A 22,087-nucleotide genomic window follows, 5' to 3' on the forward strand; every position below is an offset into this window, starting at 1 on the left:
ACAAGTGCCCAATCTCACCTCTTTAGATCATCTTGTCCTGACGGTAAGGTCAATCAACAAAACTACAGCGTTTTACCGGACCGTTTTGGGCATGACGCTGGATCAATTTAAGGTCGCAGACGGCTCAACCAGAATCGCCTTAAAATTCGGTCAGCAGAAAATCAACTTGCACCAAACTGGCGCTGAATTTGACCCCAAAGCGGCACATCCGCTGTCTGGAAGTGGCGACCTTTGTTTTCTTAGCGACACGCCCATCGCAGATTGGGTCACGCATTTCGTCGCGTTGGACGTGCCAATTGAAGACGGCCCCATCCCGCGCACTGGCGCGACGGGGCCAATCATGTCGATTTACATCCGCGACCCCGATGGCAACCTGATCGAAATCGCCAATCCAGTTTAGGAGATATCGCGCAACGCTGCCATCAGATCATCTAGTGTCTTTTGGTAGTGCTCGCTGATGAGTTTGCCGTCTGAATCGAATTGATCGGAACTCGCGGCGAGCAACATTTCAGGGCCCTGCAAAATCAACGGGCGAAACGGCATCATGCAGGCGCGCAATGCGGTCTGAGTCCGCTCACCGCCGGACCGCCCACCCGTCGCGGACATGATCGCGACGGGCTTGGCCGACCACGGTGCGCCTTTGGTGCGGCTGACCCAATCCAGCGCATTCTTTAAAACGCCCGAAATGGATTTGTTGTACTCTGGGGTGGAAATGATAACGGCCCGCGCCCCTTTGATCTGATCCGCTAAGGTCTGCACATCCGCTGGAATACCATCAGCCTGTTCCAGATCCCCATCGTAAAGCGGCAGACGCAAGTTGGCGATCTGCAGATCACCGCCAAAAGATGCCGCCGCCGCGCGCATCAATTTGGTGTTCGTCGAATCGCGGCGCAGTGATCCAGATAGTCCGAGAAGATAAGTCATGGTGCCTCCAAGCAATGTTGAATTGACTAAATAGAGGCTTTGCACTCCCTGACCAGTGCCCCATGGTATCGCCAAGAAATTGGAGAATATTTATGCAACGCCCCATGACACGACACGGCGGTCAAATCCTTGTCGATCAGCTGGTTCGCTTCGGCGTGCGGCGGGTATTTTCTGTTCCCGGCGAAAGTTTCCTCGCCGCGCTCGACGGTCTGTATGACGCGGGCATCGACAATATCGTTTGCCGTCAAGAGGGCGGCGTTGCGATGATGGCGGACGCCTACGGTAAAATGACGGGCCAGCCCGGTGTCGCCTTTGTTACCCGTGGCCCCGGTGCCACAAATGCCAGCGCGGGCGTTCATATCGCGATGCAGGACAGCACGCCGATGATCCTTTTCGTCGGTCAAATCCGCGCTGAGGACCGCGACCGTGAGGCGTTCCAAGAGGTTGATTACAAAGCGATGTTCGGCGGCTTGTGCAAATGGGTGACTGAGGTGAACCACACCGCCCGCCTCCACGAATACATTGCCCGCGCGTTTCATGTCGCAACGTCTGGCCGCCCCGGTCCGGTGGTTCTGGCGCTGCCCGAAGACATGCTGTCGGCCCTTGCAGATGTTGGCGACACCGACGGACCCATCGCCAAACTCGCCCCCGATCTGACACATGTCGCGGCGGACGCGCTGCACTGGCTGAGCGGGTTCAAACGCCCCCTCGTCGTCGTCGGTGGTCCGCATTGGTCACCGCAAGCCGCCATTGATCTGGCCAGCTTCGCGAAAGTGCAAAACCTGCCTGTCGCGCTGGGCTTTCGACGGCAAGACTACCTCGACAATCGTCACCCAAACTATGCAGGCGATCTGAATGTCGGGGTGAACCCAAAACTGGCGCAGCGCGTGCGTGACGCCGATGCGTTGCTCGTGATCGGCTCGCGCCTTGGTGACATCGAAACCCAAGGCTACAGCCTGATCGACCCTGCAAACCCCCATTGCGCGATTTTGCATGTCCATGCCGATGCCAATGAACACGGCCACGTCTATCAACCCGACCTTGCCGTTACCGCCGACGCGGTTTCGTTCATCCGCGCGCTGTCAAAATTGCCTGCATCAAGAACTGACTGGATCGATTGGACCAAATCCGCGCGCGCCGACTACGACACATGGAAAACACCCCATGAAACCCCCGGTGATGTTAAGCTGGAACAGGTCATCACGTGGCTGTCCGACACCCTACCTGACGATGCAATTCTGACCAACGGAGCGGGCAACTACGCCGCCTTCCTGCACCGCTATTTCGTCTACAAACAACACGGCACACAGCTCGCCCCGACGTCTGGCTCAATGGGCTATGGCTTTCCCGCCGCCATATCGGCCTCAATCGAATATCCTGACCGCACAGTGGTTTGCCTCGCGGGGGACGGTTGTTTCCAGATGACCTGCAACGAACTTTCGACCGCCGCGCAGCACGGTGCCACACCCATCGTCGTGGTGGTTAATAACGGGCGCTACGGCACGATCCGCATGCATCAGGAAAAACACTATCCGGGTCGCGTGTCTGGCACGATACTCGCCAATCCCGACTTCGCAGCCCTCGCCCGCGCCTACGGCGGCCACGGCGAAACCGTAACGAAAACCGCAGACTTCGCCGATGCTTTCAACCGCGCACAATCCAGCGGCACCCTCGCGGTGATTGAACTGGTCGTCAGCGAAGACGCGCTATCGACCAGTCTGACACTCAGCGGGCTTGCCGCGCCCTAGCTTCATAAGAGGTGAAAAATTCGTTTTTCACCTCTTAAGGCAAATACAACTCAATTCTGGCGTCTACCCCGCCAACTGCGCCCGCAATTTCGCGCCAATCTCATCCACATGATCTTGAGTGATCGTCAACGGCGGTGACAGACACAGCGCGTCGCCCACAGGCCGCACAATCAATCCAGCGTCCCACAATCCGGCGTAGGCTGCGCGCCCTGCATCTCCGACAGCGCCGTCCTGTTTTAGATGGACCGCACCAAGGATGCCGCAATTGCGCACGTCCATCACGGCAGCAATATCGGTGAGCGAATGCAGCATATCCTCCCAAGGGCCGGCCATCGCCGCCGCGTTCTCGAAAATCTGGTCATCGCGGTAGGCATCCAACGTTGCGATACAGGCCGCTGACGCCAGCGGGTGGCCAGAATAGGTGTAGCCATGGAACAGATCAGGCATTTTTGCGGGGCCGTTGCGGAATGCATCCCGCACTGCCGCCGTCGCCAAAACGCCACCCATCGGCACGGTCGCGTTGGTCATGCCTTTGGCACAGGTCACAAGGTCCGGCTGAACCCCAAACGCTTCAAACGCGAACGGCGTGCCCATGCGACCGAAACCGGTAATAACTTCATCAAAAATCATCAGAATGCCGTGCGCATCACAGATTTCACGCAGGCGTTTCAGATAGCCAACAGGCGGTGGAAACACCCCGCCAGCGCCAGAAACCGGTTCAACAATAACCGCCGCAATCGTCTGGCCGCCATGCAAATCGCACAGGCGTTGCAGATCATCCGCCAGTTCGGCGCCATGTTCTGGCAGCCCGCGCGAATTGGCGTTTTCCGGCAGCCATGTGTGGCGCATGTGCGCGGTAGACGGATAAAGCGTGCCAAATTGCCCCTTGTTCAGCCCAAGCCCGCCAACTGACAGGCCGCCAAAGTTGATCCCGTGATAGGCCTTTTCGCGGCCCACCAGAATGCGCCGATTCCCGTCACCGCGTGCGGTGTGATAGGCCAGCGCGATCTTCAGCGCCGTATCCACCGCCTCGGACCCCGAATTGGTGAAAAACACATGATCGAAACCGGGCGCAAGCGTTGTGACCCGCGCTGCCGCTTCAAACGCCAGCGGATGGCCCTGATTGAAGTTATGGACAAAATCCAGCGTCGCGGCCTGATCCTGAATGGCCTTGGTAATCGTTGGGTGATTGTGACCCGCATTACAGCACCAAAGCCCGCCTGTGCCGTCCAGCAATTCATGCCCGTCAATTGTGGTATATCGCACGCCTTGCGCCTTCGAGATCAGGCGCGGGTTTTCTTTGAATGCCTGACTTGCGGTGAATGGCATCCAAAAGCTATCAAGGTCGTTGGGTACCGTCGGGTTTGTGCGGGCTGTATCTGGCATGGGGGGCTCCTTTGGGATGACCCTGACACGCAAATTTTGCGCTGCCAAGCCTCCTGATCAGCCCTTGTGCTGCTTGGGCAAGAACGCCTCAACCGCGGCTGACGCGATCACGATGACATTTCCGTTGTCGGGGTTGGTGACGTTCAAGCCGCCCTTCACCGCATGGACCGTTGCGCGGCCCCTTGGCAATCCATCGACCAACGCCGCGCAATCCACCGCGCTCGGGTCTTGAACCCCAACGGTCACGACCACGCGCATCGCATCGTGGCTTAAACCAGTGGCCTCAAACAGTGGGATCGACGAATGACGCAAGGCATCTTCAATCGCACGGCGCGCAGCCTTGGTGTAATCCTGCCCATAAAGATCATTCCCCATGCCCATTTCGATGATAAATCTCTGATCAACGCTCATGCGGGTAACTCCAATGCGATTGACAGGGCAACATTCGCGATTACCGTTGGCAACCCGTCAGGGCGCGGCACATCAAGCCCGCCTTGCACGACCACAAACGTCAATTGCCCGTAGGGAAAGATATCGCGCAAAGCATCGGTATCGACACGGTCGGGCTGCTGCACGCCAATCTCAACCGTGATCTGCATCGCTTCTTTGGGTTGGCCGTACAGTTCCGCCAGATTGATCGAATTGTGCCACAGCGCGTCCTGCAACGCCCGCTTCGCGGCTTGCGTATAATCCTGACGGCGGAGCGACGTCCCCATGCCAAATTCTGTCAAAAGTCGTGTCATTACGTCCCCCTCAAAGCCACTTTAATGCGCGAAACAGCAGGTATAAAACCAGCCCAAGCACCACCGATACACCACATAGCGCGGCAAACGCCCAGGGCGTATTCATTCCCGGCATGCCGGCGATATTCACCCCGAACAATCCGGTCAAAAAACCCAGCGGCAGGAAAATCGCGGCAACAATGCTCAGGACATAGCCATTGCGCCCAAGTGCTGCCGCCGTTTGCATATCAAGATGTTCCTGCATCACCGCCATCCGGTCACGCGCGGCGTCCAGCGCTTCGACTGTGCGTGCGGCGCGGTTGGCGGTTTCCAGCACATGAGGTGCAGATTCAATATCGGGCAAGCCACCTTTGGCGACACTAAAATCAACCAGCGCTTCGCGTTGCGGGCCAATGAAACGGCGCAGTTTGATCAACGACTGGCGCAGATCAAGCACCTCGTCCGCGTCAATCTGTTTGCGCGTCACCATCAGTTCTTCAATCTCGTCCACGCGGTCTTCCAAGGTCAGGGATACGACCTCAATACGCCGCGTTAGCCCCTCTGCAACCTCAGCCAGAAACGCCGACGGTGTCTTGGTGCCGTGGCCCAACGCCATCTCTTGGCGCGCCGCATCCAACGCCATGATCTTGCGCCTGCGCACGGTGATAACGCGATCCGCCGTTGCCCATATCCGCAGGCCAACCATGTCTTCCGGCATTGCCCCGGGGTTCAGGTTCACACCGCGTAAATTAATCAACGCGCCCTCGGTAAGCATATCAAACCGTGGCCGCGTTTCTGGCAATTGCAGTGCGGCAGCAACCGACGCGGGTACTGTGTCGCGCAACCAATCACCAAGCTCCGGATCGGCCAGATCAAAATGCAACCATCGCCAACCCGCGCTCTGTGCGTCATCCACCCCGCAAGGCGTCGCGACCCCGTCAGGGGTAATGTCAAACGCACAAACGGGGGTCGGCAACATGCTTAGAACTCCACGCCGATCTGCGCCTTGATGCCACTGCGGAACGGGTGTTTGACCAGTTCCATTTCAGTGACCAAATCCGCTATCTCGATCAGGTCAACATGTGCATTGCGCCCCGTCAAAACCACATGGGTCATGTCGGGCTTCTCATCCCGTAAGAACGCGACAACGTCGGCAATCGGCACGTAATCATAGCGGATCGCGATGTTGATCTCATCCAGCAGAACCATAGAATTGGCAGGGTCGCGGATCAGCTCTTTGGCCTTTTCCCATGCGGCCATCGCCATTTCGGTGTCGCGGGTTTTGTCTTGGGTTTCCCACGTGAATCCTTCGCCCATGGTGTGGAACGCACATTCATCGGCGAATTTGGACAGGATCAAATCGCGCTCTCCGGTGGACATGCCGCCCTTGATAAACTGCACAACCGCGCAGGGCATGCCGTGGGCGATATGGCGGAAAATCATCCCGAACGCAGCGGACGATTTGCCCTTTCCCTTACCTGTGTGAACGATCACCAGACCTTTTTTGTCAGTCTTGGTCGCCATGATCTTATCGCGCGCGACCTTCTTTTTGGCCATTTTCATGGCGTGGCGGTCTGCGTCTGCGGTGGGATCCACCGGCTTTGGGGTTTTATCGTCAGTCATGTTTATGTCCCATGCGAAATAAAGGGTTTGTTAACCGTTTCTTGACAGAAACCTTAACAGACAAGAAGGGGCGTTGGAATGTGGATCAGGACAGGACTGTCAATCATATCGGCGATCGGCATGGCCGCCTGCGACACGCCGTCACCGGCGTTCCAAGGCGTGCCCGCCCAGCGTCTTTGAGGTGCGCCGCCTTGGCACACAGGTCGAACTGCTGCGGACAAACACCGAATACGCCCCGACATTCGCCAGCATCATCCCCCGCGCCAGCCAAGCGGTGTTCATCGCCACGGGCTGCACGCCCCGCCCACAAAGCTGGGAGGGCGAACAGACCCTGATGCAGGTCGAAGTCGACTGTCCTGATACCTAGCCGATGCCTAGCGCAGTTGTACCGTCACAGGATTGTAGCCAAAATCGTCGTTCAGATTGTCACGGTTCGCTTCATTGACCGCACCGATGATGATGGCGCCCAAAAGACCCGTTCCAGCGGCAGACGCATTGCGCTGCTGCGCCGTCATATTGACGACACTGGCCGTGACCGACCCCGATGTCGTGTCCGTCGTGTCCGTCGTGCAGCGCACAAACACCGCTGGTGAATTCGGACCATAATCAGGGACAATCAGGTTGGCCGGTGTGTTGAATGTGGCCTTATAGACGCCAGAATCCAAAAGACACGACACGCCTGATATTTCACCGAAGTCGCCATCGTTCAATTGCCCGTTGGTTCTGATCTGAACCGTGTTTTGCCCGCGAAACGCTGGCGCGGGGGTTCCGCCTGCGCGTGGCCGCGCGTAAACATCGATCCCGACGGCATCGCGTGCGACGTTTGGTGTGACCGTAATCGGTGGTTGTGTGATTTCCGCTTGCGTACAGCCCATTAAAGTTGCGACCAGCACACCAAGTGCTGCGAATTTCTTAACTGTCATAATGCGTTACCCTATTTCCCCTCCCGTTACCCTTTTGGAGAGCTCAGTAGGTGCCCAACCTATGCATGTAGTAAATTTGCCACCAACACAGGCTATCTTTCAAATAGCGGTAAAGTTTGTAACTCCCAAGGACCCCATCGGATATCGGGTTTTGTGTTGCCCTTGCGACGTTAGAGCCGAGCGATGATCTGTTGTGGTGATAGGGTGAGTGTTTCGAGGATATTGCCCCCGTGTTTTCTGACCGTCGAGATGACGGATCTGATGTCAGCGAAGACCTGCGCGCCCTCGAGGGTGCGGAAAGTTCCCGAGATTTTCATGCGCAACTTCATCATGCGCAGGTCCCGTTCGGCCTGATTGTTGGTGAAGGGAACTGTGAAGTCCGTAAGGAACCTTAGGACGTCATCACGGTAGTCGCGCAAGCGGACCAGAAGGTTATGGCCTGGCCGCCTGGCTTTTCGGCCTCGCGCACCAGTGCGTCTAGCCAGTGGGTCTTGTCGCTCATGGAAGGCGAGGCCCTCGGTGAGGATCGCCATGTATTTGGTGAGGATGCCGTGGTGAACCGACGTGGGGAGTTCGGTCTCGCCTCGCCCCTGAGCCGCGCACTTGAGCTGATTGGCGCTGTTGAGCAGCACGCTCATCGCGCACGCCCACGGCTCCTTTTCGATTTCCTCGATGGCCTTGAGTTCCCGTAAATGATGCGCCCCGCACAGGGCGTGCGCGTCCACCCCACTCATATGGGCGTAATAGGACTTCCAGTGGTCATGAACAATTGTCCCGCCGGTCAGGAAGGATGGAACAGCACCGCGCTTGGCGCTGATGCGATAATGCGTGAAGGCGAGATCGCTGATTGAGTGCAGCCAGTGCAGCTTACCATCAACACGAAGTCCGGTCTCATCCAGATGCCGAACGCCGCCTTCATTGAGCTGGGCCAGAATGTGTTCGACGACGCCACCCAAGGTACGCGCTGTGCCGTTCACCCAGTTGGTCACGCTGGCCGCGCATAGGCTGGTGGCACCAAACAAATCACGCAGGAGTTGGCAGACCCGATCCTCGGGGATCAGCTGCTGAACATTGCAGTAGACCGCCGCCGCCCGAATGCGCTTACCGTATTGCACGTGTGCATTCACGCCATCGGGAAAGGTGGCTGTCGTCGTGGCTCGGCAATGGCCACAACAATAAATCGCTGCCTGATGCTCTGTGACCTCCAGACGCGGCACCGGTATGTCATAAACCTGACGCCTCTCCACCGCCTTGATCATCCCAGCCGTCAAGCCATGCTGACAGGTGCCACAGGCCTCAGCCTCATGTCGCTCCACAAAGTCAGGCGTTGCTGTCTGACGTAGGGTGTCGCCTCGGTGGCCAACTTGGCCACCACTTTTCTTACCGGACTTACCACGCAGGCTACGCGGTACCGGCTTCTTCAACCCATCACTCGAAGGCGGCTTGCTGCTATTACTGCTGTTCTTGGCCAACTGACGCCGCAGATCCGCATTCTCTTGCGCCATGCTCGCCAACGCGGCTTCCAACTCGGCGATCCTGCGCAGAGCCGTGGCGAGGAGTTGTTCAAGAGCAGTAACTTGGTCCATTCCACCAATGATTCAGAGAAATCGTCACAGCGCCACGAAATTCAGACCACAACAGAAAATTCATGCGCCTAATGGTCAAGGAGACTCACATCAAAACTGACAAAAACCCGTTATCGGCTGGGGTGCTTGGGAGTTACGAAAGTTTTAGATTTTTTCCCCCTATTCTAAAGTGGGACATGTGCAATGATTGTCCCCGAAGGGGCCGGTCAGCGGTTTGTTTAACGAGTGATTGCTTTTATGAACCTGATGGCGTGGCACACGCGGCGTCAAGTTTGAGGCGGATCGTCCCCTTCACCATCATATTCAAACCCGATATCGCCGCACAAACATCGTCCTGTCTTCACGCCAACAGCCGCCCTATTCGCGCCCGCGCCGAATTGCTCTTGGGAACCCAAAGTCCGCGATCAATCGCTTCTTGCAGGCGCTGCGCCATCTCGCGCAGGGCAGGGGCGTTGTGTTCTGCGATGAAGTCGCGGGTGTCGTCATCCGCCAGATACGCCTCCTCCACGAGGTCGAAATGGTGATTGCGCACAGCGCCCGTCGTTGCCGCGAACGCGAACAAATAATCCACCGTCGCCGCCATTTCGAACGCCCCCTTATAGCCGTGGCGCTTGACCCCTGCGATCCATTTCGGGTTCACCACGCGGGACCGGACCACCCGTCCGATTTCATCCTCCAACGTGCGAATAATCGGACGTTCCGGGCGCGAATGGTCGTTGTGATAAATTGGTCTGTCGTGCCCCTGAAGACTGGCAACCGCCGCGGCAGCACCACCTTCAAACTGGTAGTAATCGTCGCTGTCCAACACATCGTGTTCGCGGTTGTCTTGGTTCTGCACAATCGCCTCAACCTGACCCAACCGCGCCTCGAATCCGACCCGATCGCGCACGCCTTCCGCGCCCGCGCCGTAGGCGTATCCACCCCATTCGAGGTAGGCATCCGCAAGATCATCGCGATTGCCCCACAGCTTTTCATCAATCATCGCCTGAAGGCCCGCGCCGTAAGCACCGGGCTTTGATCCATAAATCCGCGCGCTTGCCTCACCTGCTTTGGTGCGCGCCGCTGCGGGGTTCTGGTCTGCACTTTCGTCCAGCGCCTGAACCGCCTTGGCGGCGCTATCAATCAACGCAATCAACTGTGGGAACGCGTCGCGGAAAAATCCGCTGATCCGTAGGGTCACATCGACGCGCGGTCGCCCCAAAACACCCTCCGGCAACACCTCAAACCCTGTGACGCGCCGGTTCGCGGCGTCCCATTTCGGCTTTACGCCCATCAACGCCATCGCTTGCGCAATATCATCGCCACCGGTGCGCATGTTCGCCGTGCCCCACGCCGTAACCAACATCGCACGCGGCCAATCGCCGTGATCCTGTAGATGCTTTTCAATCAAAAGGTTCGCGGATTTCCAGCCGAGCTTCCACGCCGTCGGTGTCGGCACGGCGCGTGCATCAACAGAATAAAAATTCCCACCCGTGGGTAAGACATCCAAACGTCCCCGCGTCGGCGCGCCAGATGGCGCCGGCGCCACGAAATACCCCGAAAGCGCACTAAGAAGCCCCGCCCCTTCGCGCGGTCCACACGCGCCCACCACGGGGAGGATCGTCTGCATGATTTCCACAACGACCTCTTGCGATCTTGGGCCGGGTCCATTGTGTTTCCCGTCAAGGATATCCTGTGAAAACAGTTCCAACCGTTCAACAGTATCGCCCTGCGTGCGCCACGTATCAGTGCTGACAGACTTCAAAATGGCAGGTCTTTCGGCGGCCGGTGCCGCCATCTCACAATCCAGTGGATCAAACCCCAACGCTAAATCCACAGCCATTGCCCGCAACAAGGATGCATCACGCCCTGTCCCGTCACCACGCGGCACGCGGGCCAGCGCAATCGCCAGATCGCGTTCCAACGTGCCAACGGGCGATTGCCCGAACACATGCAGCCCATCGCGAATTTGTGCCTCTTTCAGCTCACACAGATAGGCATCCAGTTTCGCCAGATCACCGTCTTCGTCGCCTGCAAAGCCTGCGTCTTTGCCAAGACCAGTGACCTCTGACAGCGACAAAATCTCACGCCGCAAAAGCTCAATCCGGCGCGGATCAACACCTGCCGCTTCATAGTATTCATCAACCAAAGCCTCCAGATCGCGCAAAGGTCCATAGCTTTCGGCGCGCGTCAACGGTGGTGTCAAATGGTCGATAATCACCGCCGCTGCACGTCGTTTCGCCTGCGTGCCTTCACCGGGATCGTTGACGATAAACGGATAGATATGGGGCGTGGTCCCCAGCACGACCTCTGGCCAACAGGTCTCACTCAGCGCGGTCGCTTTGCCCGGCAACCATTCCAGATTTCCATGTTTGCCCATGTGCACAATCGCGTGTGCGCCCCAGTGGTGACGCAGCCAGAAATAGAACGCCAGATAGTTGTGCGGTGGCACCAAATCGGGGGAATGATAGGTGTCGGTGGGGTCAATATTATATCCGCGCGCAGGTTGCAGCGCGACGACGGCGTTGCCGTAGCGGTGGATCGACAGGGCAAAGCCTGTGTCTGAGTGACCCTTCGGGGAGAGTTTATTAGCCAAGATGAAGGGATCGCGTTCCGGCGGGCCCCAACGGTCAATGATCTGCTCTCTGACCGACAAAGGCAGCGCGTCAAAGTGTTGTTTGTAAATGTCGAGCGGTAGGGTTTCGCCACCCATCCGGTCCGCGCGATCCGTCAGCCAGTTCGTCGGCCCCGCCATCATGGTGTCCATCAACGCCTGTGCGTCAGTTGGGGCGGCGGTGTCGTAGCCCTGCGCCGCCAATAGCCCCAAAACATGGACCGTCGCTGCGGGCGTATCCAGACCCACACCATTGGCTAGCCGTCCGTCCTTGTTGGGGTAGTTCGCCAGTACCAATGCGACTTTCTTATTCGCTTGCGGCGTGACCCGCAGCTTGGCCCACTTCGCCGCGAGGTCGGCCACAAATGTCACGCGGTCGCCCACGGCGCGGTAGGTGGCAATCGGGCATTCAGTGGCCGCATCGAAATAGGCCTCCCCCTTGAAACTGATCGCGCGCGACAAGACGCGGCCATCGACCTCGGGCAGGGCCACGTTCATCGCTATGTCGCGGGCCGACAGGCCTGCCAAACCCTCAGCCCAAGCGGCTTCTGATGACGCTGCCAAAACAACCTGAAACACGGGCGCGCGGTTGGTGAACTGGGCTGCCAACGGGTTCTGCGTCGCGCTGTCGCCAGCATGGGGTGATCCGACTGCGAAGCTGGTGCAGTTCAGGATTACGGCAGGTGGCGCGTCGGTGAACAGGTGTTCCAGCGTCGCTTGAGAAAGCGGGTCTTTCAGCGATGCCACGAAAACTGGCAGGGGGTTCATCCCCTTGTGCAGCAGCGATTTCACCAGCCGGTTGATCGGGTTCAACCCCGCGCCCTGCACCAAAGCACGATAGAAAATGATCGGCACGACAGGGGCTCCATCGGTCCAATCGCGCCGCGCGTTGGCCAAGTCTGAAATCCCCGCACCGGGCCAGTACACGCCCGCCTTTAGCAGTGGCCGCGCAAATTCTGGCGCGTCGCCGCCATCCAGCATTCCCTTTGCAAAGGTCAAAAAATTCGTCGAATTTTCGGGGCCGCCTTCGACCAGATAGGACCAAAGCGCATCATAATCCGCGTCCGCAACCGTCGATAGGGCGCGCAGTTCTTCGTCGGGTTTGTCATCACCGGGCAGCAGCGCCAAGGGCACGCCAGCGATCCGAAGGCGTGCGGCGTATTGCTCAACCCCGTATTTCCAATACCCGACACCCCCCAGACACCGCGCGATCACCAGCCGCGATTTGGTCGCGCAGGTTTCCAGATGCAAATCGACCGACATCGGATGGATCAGGTGCATCATGCTGGCCAGCCGCAGTGTCGGCGGTTCCGCCATTTCGCTGCGTGCCGCTGACAGCGCCGCCAATTCCGTATCAGCCGCAGAAATTACCACCACATCCGCAGGCGTTTGCCCCAGATCAACGGGTTCTTTACCGTCATCAATCGCACCCGGAGTTGCCGCCAACAAATGCATCAGATAAACGCCTTCCAAATAGGAGAGTGATTATGGATTATAAAGCATCTGGCGCGCCTAAAGGCCCCAAAGGCCAACCGCGCCACCAAGAACACAACGCTTTCGGTGGCAAGAACCCGTCCAATAAGCGCGCGACAAAAGAAGAACTTCTCGCCAAGATGAAAGCCAACGCCGAAAAAACGAGCGACGGGGCTGCGAAAGACTGACGTCACAGGGGTTTCTCCATAAAAATTGAGAATTCCGCCTCTTTGTAGTCACCAAACGGGCCACAAATTATAAACCCATGGCGCTCATAAACTTTGTGTGCTGCGTACAAAAGTGACCCTGTTTCCAGACGCAGCATTGGTAATCCAAGGTTGCGTGCATGGTCTTCGATCTGGCGCATGATCGCATCAGCGATTCCTTGCCCGCGCGATGCTTCTTCAACGAACATCGACTTCAGCTCGCCGTAGGTGCCGTGATCTGCCAAGGCCCCAACGCCGACAATCACATCACCGCGCCGAGCCGTGAAGAAATGAATGTTGTCGGCAGTAAGGGCTTCAATGCTCAGATAGTAATTGTCGGCGGCTGGAAACAGGCTTTGCAATAACGCATGGCTCGCCTCAAGAAGCGCCCGCGCTTGGGGGGCGAACGGATCGCCTGTTTCAACAACAATCATGCCCGCAAGGCGGCATCGATCTCCGCCTGTTTCAGCCCCGCCTGACCGATGACAACCAGCCGCGTTACACGCGGAGCCGTGCCGAACGGGCGGTCAAAATACGTATCCACACGCGGACCAACGGCCTGCACTGTCAGACGCATGGGCTTGCCTTGAATGGCGGCGAACCCTTTGAGGCGCAAAATATCATGGGCACGGATCACATCGGCGACCTTTATTGCGAACGCATTCGCATCCTCAATCTCGCCCAGTTCAACGACAAAGCTTTCGAACTCGTCGTGGCCGTGCGCGTGTTCATGGCCAATTTCATGATCCTCATGATCATCGTGATGGTCGTCGTCGTGATCATGATGGTGGTGATGCACCTCGTGGCGCAATTCCAGATTACCCTCAGCGCCGACACCCTGGCCAAGCAAAATATCAACAGGCAGCGCGCCCATCGTCGCAGTCACAACCTGAACACCTTCGCGGGCTTTGGATTTCAGCGCCGCGCGTAGTGTGTCCGCTTCGCCGTCTGCCAGCAAATCTGCCTTGTTGACGACGATCATATCCGCGCAAGCAATCTGGTCTTCAAACAGTTCTGACAGCGGCGTTTCGTGGTCCAAATTCTCATCCTGCTTGCGCTGGGCATCCACGGCGGCGACGTTGTGGGCAAACTGTCCGTCGGACACAGCCTTGCCATCCACAACCGTAATAACCCCGTCAACCGTCACGCGGGTTGAAATTCCGGGCCAGTTGAACGCGCGCACCAGCGGTTGCGGCAGCGCCAGACCGGATGTCTCAATCACGATATGATCAGGCGGATTGTCGCGACCCAGCAGCATTTCCATCGTCGGGATGAATTCATCCGCCACCGTGCAGCAGATGCACCCGTTGGACAGTTCAACGACGTCGTCTTCGCTGCATGTCTCAATTCCGCAGCCTTTCAGAATATCACCATCGACGCCCAGATCACCAAATTCGTTGATGATCAGCGCAATGCGCTTGCCCTTGGCGTTTTCCAGCATGTGCCGGATAAGCGTGGTTTTACCCGCGCCGAGAAAGCCGGTAACAACGGTGGCAGGAATCTTGGCAGCCATGGAGTGTATCCTTATAAAGTGGTTCCAATGTGTGGCCCGGATGGGGCCGAAAGGAAAGTCAGATGGCCGACACTTCTGCTAAAAAGGGCGACCGTTTCATTGTGTGCACCGGCTGTTCAGGCGGTGCGGATTTGGCAAAAGCCCTGATTGGACGCGTCAACGTCGAAACCACGGACTGTATGAACGTATGCGACAAACCCATCAGCCTCGCGGTGCGCGCCGAGGGGAAGGCCGCGTATTTGTTTACCGGCGTTGATCCCGACACCCCCGAAGACATCGAAGCCTTTGCCAAACTTTACGCCGCCAGCCCCGACGGGCAAATCATGGACGCGCGGCCAGCAGGGGCGTTGCGATTTTGTCTTGTCGGGAGGATTCCCGCATAGAAATGTAGAGAGGATTCCCGCATAGAAATGTAGAGAGGATTCCCGCCTAACTTTCGCGCGTCCAGAACCATGCGGCGAAAAAGCCAAGGCAGGTCCAGCCCACAGCGGCGGCGGCCAAACTATAGGACACAAATTGCGCAGATAATTCCGGCGGGGCGACCCCCCAATAGGTATCCAGTTGCGGTGCACCGATAAACTGCGGCGCGGCCAACAAAACGACCCCCGCCAAGGCAATCGGTCCCCGCGCAAATGCGATCATCCATAACCCGATGCTGGACGCGACAATCGTTCCCAACCACCACGCCTGACGCGCCTCAACTTCGGCGCCAATCGTGCCTGGCAAAACCGGTGGCAGACCTATTGCAGGCGCCATTTGAATGGCGATGAAACCGGCCAAGCCCCAGATGATCCCGCTGCGCGCCGTGATCCGAGTAAACCCCTTCATCTCGGTCAAAGCCATGGCGGCCAGCAATAAGAATCCGAAGCCGACATAGGTCACAATGTTGAAACCGACGGTCATCAAATGACGGCCGAAATCACCGCCCATTCCAGGCGACCCACGGTCGCTTTGTGGTGATCCATCCGCGCCAAAATGAATCCGCGCTCCGGTCTCGAAGAGTTCCCCTTCAAGCAGCGTCGGAATAACGAAATAGAATTGCAACAGGGCGGCAATCGGCCCTGCGACAACGCCAGCGAACACTGCGCTGGTCAACAAATTCTTTGTCATTTTGTTTAAGCGTCTGCCTTAGTGGCAGGGAAACGCCATGGCGTGGCGCTGGTCGTGGGCCGCATCATGCAGCACGGACGCTTGTGCATAGCCGGATGCGAACAACAGCATCAGGCCAGCAAGGGCGGCGAATGCAATTGGCAACAGGGCTACGTCTGCGCGGGTTTGGGTGCGTGCGATTGTTTTAACGTCAGCAGTCATGTATCGTCTCCTTTGTCCCGTCATCCCCGACGGTTGGTTTCATCACGCATGGCAGGTCTCCTGGCTCGCGGGTCAATGTGCGCTTCGCCCCCTTCCCGGTTTCCCAGTGGATTGGACGAACACTCACCGCTTACAGTCGCGGGGGCGGCTGTGGCATTTGGCCTCCTAAGTGGATCGACCTGCACCACATTCCCATTTGATCCACACTCCGGCTTGGCCGGACTGCAATGAACCATGCTTTTCTCTTGTGCGCTGTGCGGTGGCACCGGTCAAGGCCGTTTCCGGCGTGTTCTGGCCGTTACCGACGCGCATGCGATAAACGCAGGAGCCTCCGGCGGGGATATTTAGAAAGCAAAGACGGGCAAGAAACCGCAATATATTGTGGATAACCCGCTTGTTTTGGGCATATTCGGTAGGTGTCCGTTGACTCGTGTGCACAGTGTTGGCGACACTAATGGCTACAGAATCAATCAAGGCAACCCACATGCGGTTTTCCCGCCTGCGACTTAACGGCTTCAAAAGCTTCGTCGACCCGACCGACCTGATCATTCAGGACGGGCTGACAGGTGTTGTCGGGCCGAACGGCTGCGGTAAGTCCAATCTGCTCGAAGCGTTGCGTTGGGTCATGGGCGAAAACCGCCCCACTGCGATGCGTGGCGGCGGCATGGAAGACGTGATTTTTGCAGGTGCATCGACCCGCCCCGCGCGCAATTTTGCCGAAGTTTCACTGGTAATTGATAACGCTGAACGCCTCGCCCCTGCGGCGTTCAACGACACAGATAATCTTGAAATTGTGCGCCGAATCACCCGCGATGTTGGCTCTGCCTATAAGGTTGGCGTCAAAGACGTGCGGGCGCGCGATGTGCAGATGTTGTTTGCCGATGCCTCCACCGGTGCCCATTCCCCTGCATTGGTGCGACAGGGCCAGATTGCGGAACTGATCAACTCAAAACCCAAAGCCCGCCGGCGAATCCTTGAAGAAGCTGCCGGTATTTCCGGCCTGTATCAACGCCGCCACGAGGCAGAATTGAAGCTAAAGGGGTCCGAACAGAACCTCGCGCGTGTGGATGATGTGATTGAACAACTGGCAACGCAGCTCGGCGCGCTCGCCCGCCAAGCCCGTCAGGCCGCACGTTACCGCGCCATCGGCGACGAGCTGCGCCAATCTGAGGGCCTGCTGCTGTACCGCCGTTGGAAAGAAGCCGACGAAGCCCGCGCCGCCGCCGCCGATCAATTGCGCACCCGCACCACAGAGGCTGCGGCGTCTGAGACCGCCGCGCGGCAATCCGCCAAGGTTCGCCAAACATCCGAAGACGCCCTACCTGCCCTGCGCGAAGAAGAAGCCATTGCCGCCGCCGTCCTGCAACGCCTCCATGTTCAGCGTGACACGTTGGCCGACCAAGAAGCCCGCGCCAAACAGACCATCGAGGTTCTGACCAACCGCATCGCACAGCTGGCCCTTGATATGGAACGTGAGGCTGGCCTCAACAAAGACGCGGGCGAAACCATCGAGCGTCTCGAATGGGAAGCGCGTGAGATTGCCAAGGCGGGTGCCGGGCATGATGATCGCCTTGAGGATGCCCGTGTTGCATCCAGAGACGGGGCCCAAATCCTCGCGGATCGCGAGGCCACGTTGGGTGAGATAACCGAAGACGTGGCGCGACTGGCCGCACGTCACCAATCCGCACAACGCCTCATTGATGACTACCGCAAAACGCTTGCGAAAAACGAAGCCGAAGCCCAGCGCGCGATTGTGGCACGCGGCGATGCAACGGCGGCCCTCGCCAAAGCGGCGGAGGATTTTGAGGCCGCAAAGGCCAGCGAAGCCGTCGCACGCGCAACCGCTGATAAAGCCGAGGATGTCTTGGCCGAAGCCGAAGCCGCCCGCGCCGATACGCAAAACCGCGAAGCCGATGCCCGCGCCCTGCGATCAGAGGCTGAAGGCGAAGCAAATGCGCTGCGTGCTGAAACCGGCGCATTGGCTAAACTGGTGGACCGCGACAGCTCCGAAGGATCCCAGATTCTTGATCAATTGCGGGTCGAGTCCGGCTACGAAAAGGCCCTTGGCGCGGCGCTTTCCGATGACCTCAAGGCCCCTGCAGTCACACCCGACATGGGATCGGGCTGGGTCGCGCTGCCCGCCTACGCCAGACCGCAATCGCTGCCCGAAGGCGTCAAAGCCCTGACCAACTACGTGTCCGTTCCTGACGTTCTGGTGCGCCGGATGGGGCAGGTCGGGCTGGTTGATGCAGGCGACGGTGCGCGCCTGCAAAATGGCCTTGAACCGGGACAGCGGCTGGTCAGCATCGAGGGTGATTTGTGGCGCTGGGACGGTTTTCGTTCAGCCGCAGAGGACGCACCATCGGCGGCGGCATTGCGGCTGCAACAGCTTAACCGCTTGGAAGGGCTGAAAAAAGACCTTTACGATGCGACCGCCAAGGCCGACGGCATGCGCCAAGCGCACGAAATGCTCACCACCCGTCTGGCGGAATTGGCGCGGGCTGATCAGGCCGCGCGCGATGCCCGCCGCGCGGCAGACGGGGCCGTGGGAGATGCCAATCGTGCGCTGTCGCGTGCCGAAGCGGACCGTACTTTGGCGGACGGTAAACTGGAATCCAGCGGCCTTGCCGTGGCACGCTATGAGGATGAGGCGATGGGCGCCCGCACCGCGCTGGGCGAAGCCGAAAGCACCCTCAAAGGATTGGGCAATCTCGATGAGGCGCGCGGCCAAGTCGAAGACATTAAAATGACCGTCGAAGCCGCGCGCATGACCATGATGTCAAAACGGTCCGGCTATGATGAGGTCCGCCGCGAGGGCGAAGCCCGCACCAAGCGTGGCCAGGAAATCACCAAAGAAGTCAGCGGTTGGAAACACCGCCTTGAGACGGCAAAGAAACGCTCCGATGATCTGCAAGAGCGCAAGCAAACGTCACAAGACGAGCTGAAAGAGGCGATGACCGCGCCCGACCAAATCGCCGCCAAACGCGATGAGCTTGCCGATGCAATCGGCGAGGCTGACGGTCGGCGCAGCGACGCAGGCGATGCGCTCGCCCTGTCCGAAACCGCCCTGCGCGATGCCACCATGGCCGAACGTGACGCTGAACGCGCCGCATCAGAAGCCCGCGAAGCCCGCGCAAGATCAGAAGCCCGCGCCGACGCCGCCAAAGAAACCACCCAATACGCCGCGACGCGCATCCATGAAGCCTTGGAAACGACGCCGGAAAATCTGCTCGAAAAACTTGACGTTGATCCCGACAAGATGCCTGCATCCGAAGCGATCGAAAATGACGTTAACCGACTGAAACGCCAGCGTGACGCCTTGGGTGCGGTGAACCTGCGCGCCGAAGAAGACGCCAAAGAAGTGCAGTCGGAGCATGATCTGTTGGTCAAAGAGAAGACCGACCTTGATGATGCAATCCGCGCCCTGCGCACAGGAATCGCAAGCCTCAATAAAGAAGGCCGCGAACGTCTGCTCACCGCGTTTGAACAGGTCAATGAAAGCTTCGGCACCCTATTCAAACACCTATTCGGCGGCGGCGAAGCCAAGCTCGTCTTGGTCGAATCAGATGACCCGCTCGAGGCTGGCCTCGAGATCATGTGCCAACCACCCGGCAAAAAGCTCAGCACGTTGTCCTTGCTGTCAGGCGGTGAACAAACTCTCACTGCGATGGCGCTTATCTTTGCAGTCTTCCTCGCCAATCCGGCGCCGATCTGTGTGCTGGATGAGGTTGACGCACCCCTTGATGATGCCAACGTCACGCGCTTTTGTGACCTTCTGGATGAAATGACCCGCCGCACCGACACGCGCTTTTTGATCATCACCCACCACGCCGTCACCATGTCGCGGATGGATCGTTTGTACGGTGTGACGATGGGCGAACAAGGCGTCAGCCAGCTCGTCTCTGTCGATCTGAAAGCGGCGTCAACGATGGTGGCCTGACGCCGCGGTACCCGCCACTAGAACGGCAATTTTTCAACCTTCTGCCGCAGCGCCAAATCCGCCTCGACCAACAATCCTTCGGCCCTTAGTGCCGCGATCAATGCAGGGTTTGCCGTCTGTGTGGCCGCGTAAAACGCATCAATCTCAGCAGCGGTCGCTGCGCCGAGAAACTCCGCCAAGGGTTTGTTGAACCGATACGCCCCGTTGGTGACGCGGTGTGGCATGGCCGCAAGCCATGCTGCGCGGTCCTGCGCGTGGAAATGCAGGACCATCAAGTCTGGATGCAACGGCAGGCGAATCTGCGGGCCATCCACCCCGATTGTCCCCGCATGAAGGCGTGGCACAAACCCGGCAATGCCGGTGTGAAACAGGCTTTTGCCGACCTTATGGCTCAGCATATTTTTGCGCAGTATCAGCGTGTATTGGCCCAGCACCGCGTGTCTGCGTTCAATCGACATCCCGTTGGGAAACGGCAGGCGAAACTGACGGGCGGTGAAAATGTCGTCCTGCAAGGCGGGGTCGCACAATGCCTCGGCAGGGGTGGCCCGCAGAAACGGGCTACCATCTGTCCAATCGGCCAGAATGTCGGCCATCGGGCGTTTGGGATACAGGTATTCGTCCACATCCAAGTGGGCGATCACGGGCAGCGTTGCCAGCCCGTAAATGCGCTGGATATTGTGGGATTGCCGCACTTCCTGCTTTTTCGGGCGGAACCCCTTTTCTGCCCAATATGCGGCATCACAAAGCACCGCCGTGACCCCCTCCAACTGGTTGATCACGTGGGCCGACACCTCATCAGCATCGTCCAAATGCACCCAGATATGGGCCGCACCAATGTGGCGATGCCACGCGATAAACGCCAAAATCTGAACAAGCTGCGCCTTTACGGTCGTGCAGACGCCCCATTGGTGCGTCTGTTCTGACATCAAAGCGCGTTCAACAACGCAGCCGTCGGCCATGCATCCGCAGGCAGTCCAAGCCGTGTTTGTTCCGCTTGAATGGCGATGCGCGACCGCGCGCCCAAAATACCATCGGCCCCGCCAACGTCGTGCCCGCGCGCTTGCAATTTGCGTTGCAGGGCCTGAATTTTTTCACCGCTTAATCCCGCATCCGGATTGCCCGCATTATAGACCGGCGCCCCCTGCAACCGCGTGCCGAAATAGGCCGCTGTCAGCACATAAACGAACGATTGGTTCCACTCGAAGTAGACATCGAAATTCGGATAGGCGAGGAACGCTGGACCCTTACGGCCCATGGGCAAAATCAAATTCGCCTGCAAATCCGCCAAGCTGCCGCTGCGCGCAGAAACCCCCATTGCCGCCCAATCACTGGCGGCCAATTTTGTTTGGGTCCCCGACAGTGCCCAGTCCATATCGGTGGGAACCGTGACTTCCTGCAACCAAGGTTGCCCTGCCTGCCAGCCCAACGATGACAACACTGACGCCCCCGACAACAACGCATCTGGCGCAGAGGTTTTCAGTGTCACATGCCCGTCACCATCCCCGTCACGACCGTTTTCAATGATGTCCCCGGGCAGCATTTGCACCATGCCAATTTCACCAGCCCACGCGCCTGTTGTGGTGGCGGGGTTAAAGTCGCCGCGGGCAAACAGCTCCATCGCGGCGAAAATCTGTGGGCGGAACAGCTCTGGTCGGCGGCAATCATGCGCCAAAGTCAGCAACGCGTTGCGGGTGTTGAAATCACCCTGTACCGCGCCAAAATCTGTCTCGAACGCCCAGAACGCCAGCAAGACACCGCGCGGAATCCCGAACTCGGATTCAATCCGGTCAAATATGGCATCTTGACGTTGTGCCTGTGCACGCCCGTTTTCAATCCGGTTGTTTGATATCAGCCGTTGCGAAAAATCGATAAAGTCCCGTTGAAAGAACCCTTGCGACCGATCTGCAGTCAACACCGCTTGATCTTGCTGCGCGCCCGCCAAAAAACCCTCAGCGGTGGCGCGGTCAATGCCGTTGGTCGTAGCCTCATCGACCACCCCACCCAGGAAGGCGGAAAACGTGCCGCCGCAGGTTTGTGCCGCCAGTGGTGTGACAAAGACGGGCGTCGCAATAAGCGACATCGAAACGATCAGTGATTTTAGCATAGGACCTCCATGTGTTGGCCGCAGGTTAACGCACC

21 protein-coding genes and 1 riboswitch are annotated in these 22,087 nt (G+C 58.4%); of the genes, 6 read left to right on the forward strand and 15 right to left on the reverse strand.

The genetic code is table 11. From position 1 onward, the window contains the following. Positions 1–4 precede the first annotated feature (4 nt). Entirely contained in the window at positions 5–400 is a 396-nt protein-coding gene (locus OA238_RS00885) for a VOC family protein (protein ID WP_044036031.1), read from the forward strand. Here OA238_RS00885 and OA238_RS00890 read toward each other — a convergent pair. Next, the gene (locus OA238_RS00890; RefSeq protein ID WP_015493679.1) at positions 397–924 is read right to left on the reverse strand and encodes an NADPH-dependent FMN reductase; all 528 of its coding nucleotides are present in this window, start codon (positions 922–924) and stop codon (positions 397–399) included. The two genes, OA238_RS00885 and OA238_RS00890, sit on opposite strands and share 4 nt — an antisense overlap. A 92-nt stretch (positions 925–1,016) precedes the next feature. Between OA238_RS00890 and OA238_RS00895 the strand changes: the two genes are divergently transcribed. Next, positions 1,017–2,672, forward strand: a complete 1,656-nt coding sequence (locus tag OA238_RS00895; RefSeq protein WP_015493680.1) for a thiamine pyrophosphate-binding protein — start codon at positions 1,017–1,019, stop codon at positions 2,670–2,672. Positions 2,673–2,735: 63 nt separating this feature from the next. Here OA238_RS00895 and aptA read toward each other — a convergent pair whose 3' ends face one another. The 5 genes from aptA to cobO are packed head-to-tail and all read right to left on the reverse strand — an operon-like array spanning position 2,736 to position 6,403. Beyond that, positions 2,736–4,058 carry an omega-aminotransferase AptA gene (gene aptA / locus OA238_RS00900; RefSeq protein ID WP_015493681.1) on the reverse strand — a complete coding sequence of 441 codons (1,323 nt, stop codon included), beginning with the start codon at positions 4,056–4,058 and terminating at the stop codon, positions 2,736–2,738. A 57-nt stretch (positions 4,059–4,115) separates the two neighbouring features. Continuing rightward, the gene (locus tag OA238_RS00905) at positions 4,116–4,469 is read right to left on the reverse strand and encodes a Lin0512 family protein (protein ID WP_015493682.1); all 354 of its coding nucleotides are present in this window, start codon (positions 4,467–4,469) and stop codon (positions 4,116–4,118) included. Next, positions 4,466–4,801, reverse strand: a complete 336-nt coding sequence (locus OA238_RS00910; protein WP_015493683.1) for a Lin0512 family protein — start codon at positions 4,799–4,801, stop codon at positions 4,466–4,468. The genes OA238_RS00905 and OA238_RS00910 overlap by 4 nt, the downstream gene beginning before the upstream one ends. 10 nt (positions 4,802–4,811) lie before the next feature. Further along, positions 4,812–5,759, reverse strand: coding sequence for a zinc transporter ZntB (locus tag OA238_RS00915; RefSeq protein WP_015493684.1), 948 nt, complete (start codon positions 5,757–5,759; stop codon positions 4,812–4,814). A 2-nt stretch (positions 5,760–5,761) separates the two neighbouring features. Then, a complete protein-coding gene (cobO, locus tag OA238_RS00920) occupies positions 5,762–6,403 on the reverse strand; it encodes a cob(I)yrinic acid a,c-diamide adenosyltransferase (RefSeq protein ID WP_015493685.1) in 642 nt (213 codons plus the stop codon). Between the two features lie 181 nt (positions 6,404–6,584). Between cobO and OA238_RS00925 the strand changes: the two genes are divergently transcribed. Beyond that, positions 6,585–6,770, forward strand: a complete 186-nt coding sequence (locus OA238_RS00925) for a hypothetical protein (RefSeq protein WP_044036035.1) — start codon at positions 6,585–6,587, stop codon at positions 6,768–6,770. Positions 6,771–6,777: 7 nt separating this feature from the next. Here the strand turns inward: OA238_RS00925 and OA238_RS00930 are convergent, their stop codons facing one another. The 3 genes from OA238_RS00930 to cobN form a co-directional block, all read right to left on the reverse strand. Then, on the reverse strand, positions 6,778–7,326 hold the full coding sequence (locus OA238_RS00930; protein WP_015493686.1) for a hypothetical protein: 549 nt from the start codon (positions 7,324–7,326) through the stop codon (positions 6,778–6,780). 170 nt (positions 7,327–7,496) lie between these two features. Next, positions 7,497–8,912, reverse strand: coding sequence for an IS66 family transposase (gene tnpC, locus OA238_RS00935; RefSeq protein ID WP_015493687.1), 1,416 nt, complete (start codon positions 8,910–8,912; stop codon positions 7,497–7,499). A 340-nt stretch (positions 8,913–9,252) separates the two neighbouring features. Further along, entirely contained in the window at positions 9,253–12,960 is a 3,708-nt protein-coding gene (gene cobN, locus OA238_RS00940) for a cobaltochelatase subunit CobN (protein WP_015493688.1), read from the reverse strand. 32 nt (positions 12,961–12,992) lie between these two features. Between cobN and OA238_RS32420 the strand changes: the two genes are divergently transcribed. Then, positions 12,993–13,166, forward strand: coding sequence for a hypothetical protein (locus tag OA238_RS32420; protein ID WP_044036038.1), 174 nt, complete (start codon positions 12,993–12,995; stop codon positions 13,164–13,166). A gap of 2 nt (positions 13,167–13,168) precedes the next feature. Here the strand turns inward: OA238_RS32420 and OA238_RS00950 are convergent, their stop codons facing one another. Both OA238_RS00950 and cobW read right to left on the reverse strand, forming a co-directional pair. Further along, the gene (locus tag OA238_RS00950; protein ID WP_015493689.1) at positions 13,169–13,618 is read right to left on the reverse strand and encodes a GNAT family N-acetyltransferase; all 450 of its coding nucleotides are present in this window, start codon (positions 13,616–13,618) and stop codon (positions 13,169–13,171) included. Continuing rightward, entirely contained in the window at positions 13,615–14,697 is a 1,083-nt protein-coding gene (gene cobW, locus OA238_RS00955) for a cobalamin biosynthesis protein CobW (RefSeq protein ID WP_015493690.1), read from the reverse strand. The genes OA238_RS00950 and cobW overlap by 4 nt, the downstream gene beginning before the upstream one ends. 62 nt (positions 14,698–14,759) lie before the next feature. Here cobW and OA238_RS00960 point away from each other — a divergent pair, with 62 nt between their 5' ends. Then, on the forward strand, positions 14,760–15,080 hold the full coding sequence (locus OA238_RS00960) for a DUF1636 family protein (RefSeq protein ID WP_015493691.1): 321 nt from the start codon (positions 14,760–14,762) through the stop codon (positions 15,078–15,080). Positions 15,081–15,126: 46 nt separating this feature from the next. Here OA238_RS00960 and OA238_RS00965 read toward each other — a convergent pair whose 3' ends face one another. Both OA238_RS00965 and OA238_RS00970 read right to left on the reverse strand, forming a co-directional pair. Next, a complete protein-coding gene (locus OA238_RS00965) occupies positions 15,127–15,807 on the reverse strand; it encodes a CbtA family protein (protein ID WP_015493692.1) in 681 nt (226 codons plus the stop codon). 18 nt (positions 15,808–15,825) lie between these two features. Further along, a complete protein-coding gene (locus OA238_RS00970) occupies positions 15,826–16,008 on the reverse strand; it encodes a CbtB domain-containing protein (RefSeq protein WP_044036042.1) in 183 nt (60 codons plus the stop codon). Positions 16,009–16,041: 33 nt separating this feature from the next. Then, positions 16,042–16,260, reverse strand: a riboswitch (cobalamin riboswitch). Between the two features lie 232 nt (positions 16,261–16,492). Between OA238_RS00970 and smc the strand changes: the two genes are divergently transcribed. Beyond that, the gene (gene smc / locus OA238_RS00980) at positions 16,493–19,948 is read left to right on the forward strand and encodes a chromosome segregation protein SMC (protein ID WP_044036045.1); all 3,456 of its coding nucleotides are present in this window, start codon (positions 16,493–16,495) and stop codon (positions 19,946–19,948) included. A gap of 17 nt (positions 19,949–19,965) precedes the next feature. On the opposite strand, the gene OA238_RS00985 is transcribed toward smc, so the two are convergent. Together OA238_RS00985 and OA238_RS00990 are read right to left on the reverse strand one after the other, a co-directional pair. Continuing rightward, the gene (locus OA238_RS00985) at positions 19,966–20,907 is read right to left on the reverse strand and encodes a glycosyltransferase family 2 protein (protein ID WP_245581419.1); all 942 of its coding nucleotides are present in this window, start codon (positions 20,905–20,907) and stop codon (positions 19,966–19,968) included. Further along, complete coding sequence (locus tag OA238_RS00990; protein ID WP_015493696.1) at positions 20,874–22,052, reverse strand: lytic murein transglycosylase; 1,179 nt, start codon at positions 22,050–22,052, stop codon at positions 20,874–20,876. The genes OA238_RS00985 and OA238_RS00990 overlap by 34 nt, the downstream gene beginning before the upstream one ends. Positions 22,053–22,087 lie beyond the last annotated feature (35 nt).

The sequence above is a fragment of the Octadecabacter arcticus 238 genome, assembly GCF_000155735.2.
Classification (GTDB): domain Bacteria; phylum Pseudomonadota; class Alphaproteobacteria; order Rhodobacterales; family Rhodobacteraceae; genus Octadecabacter; species Octadecabacter arcticus.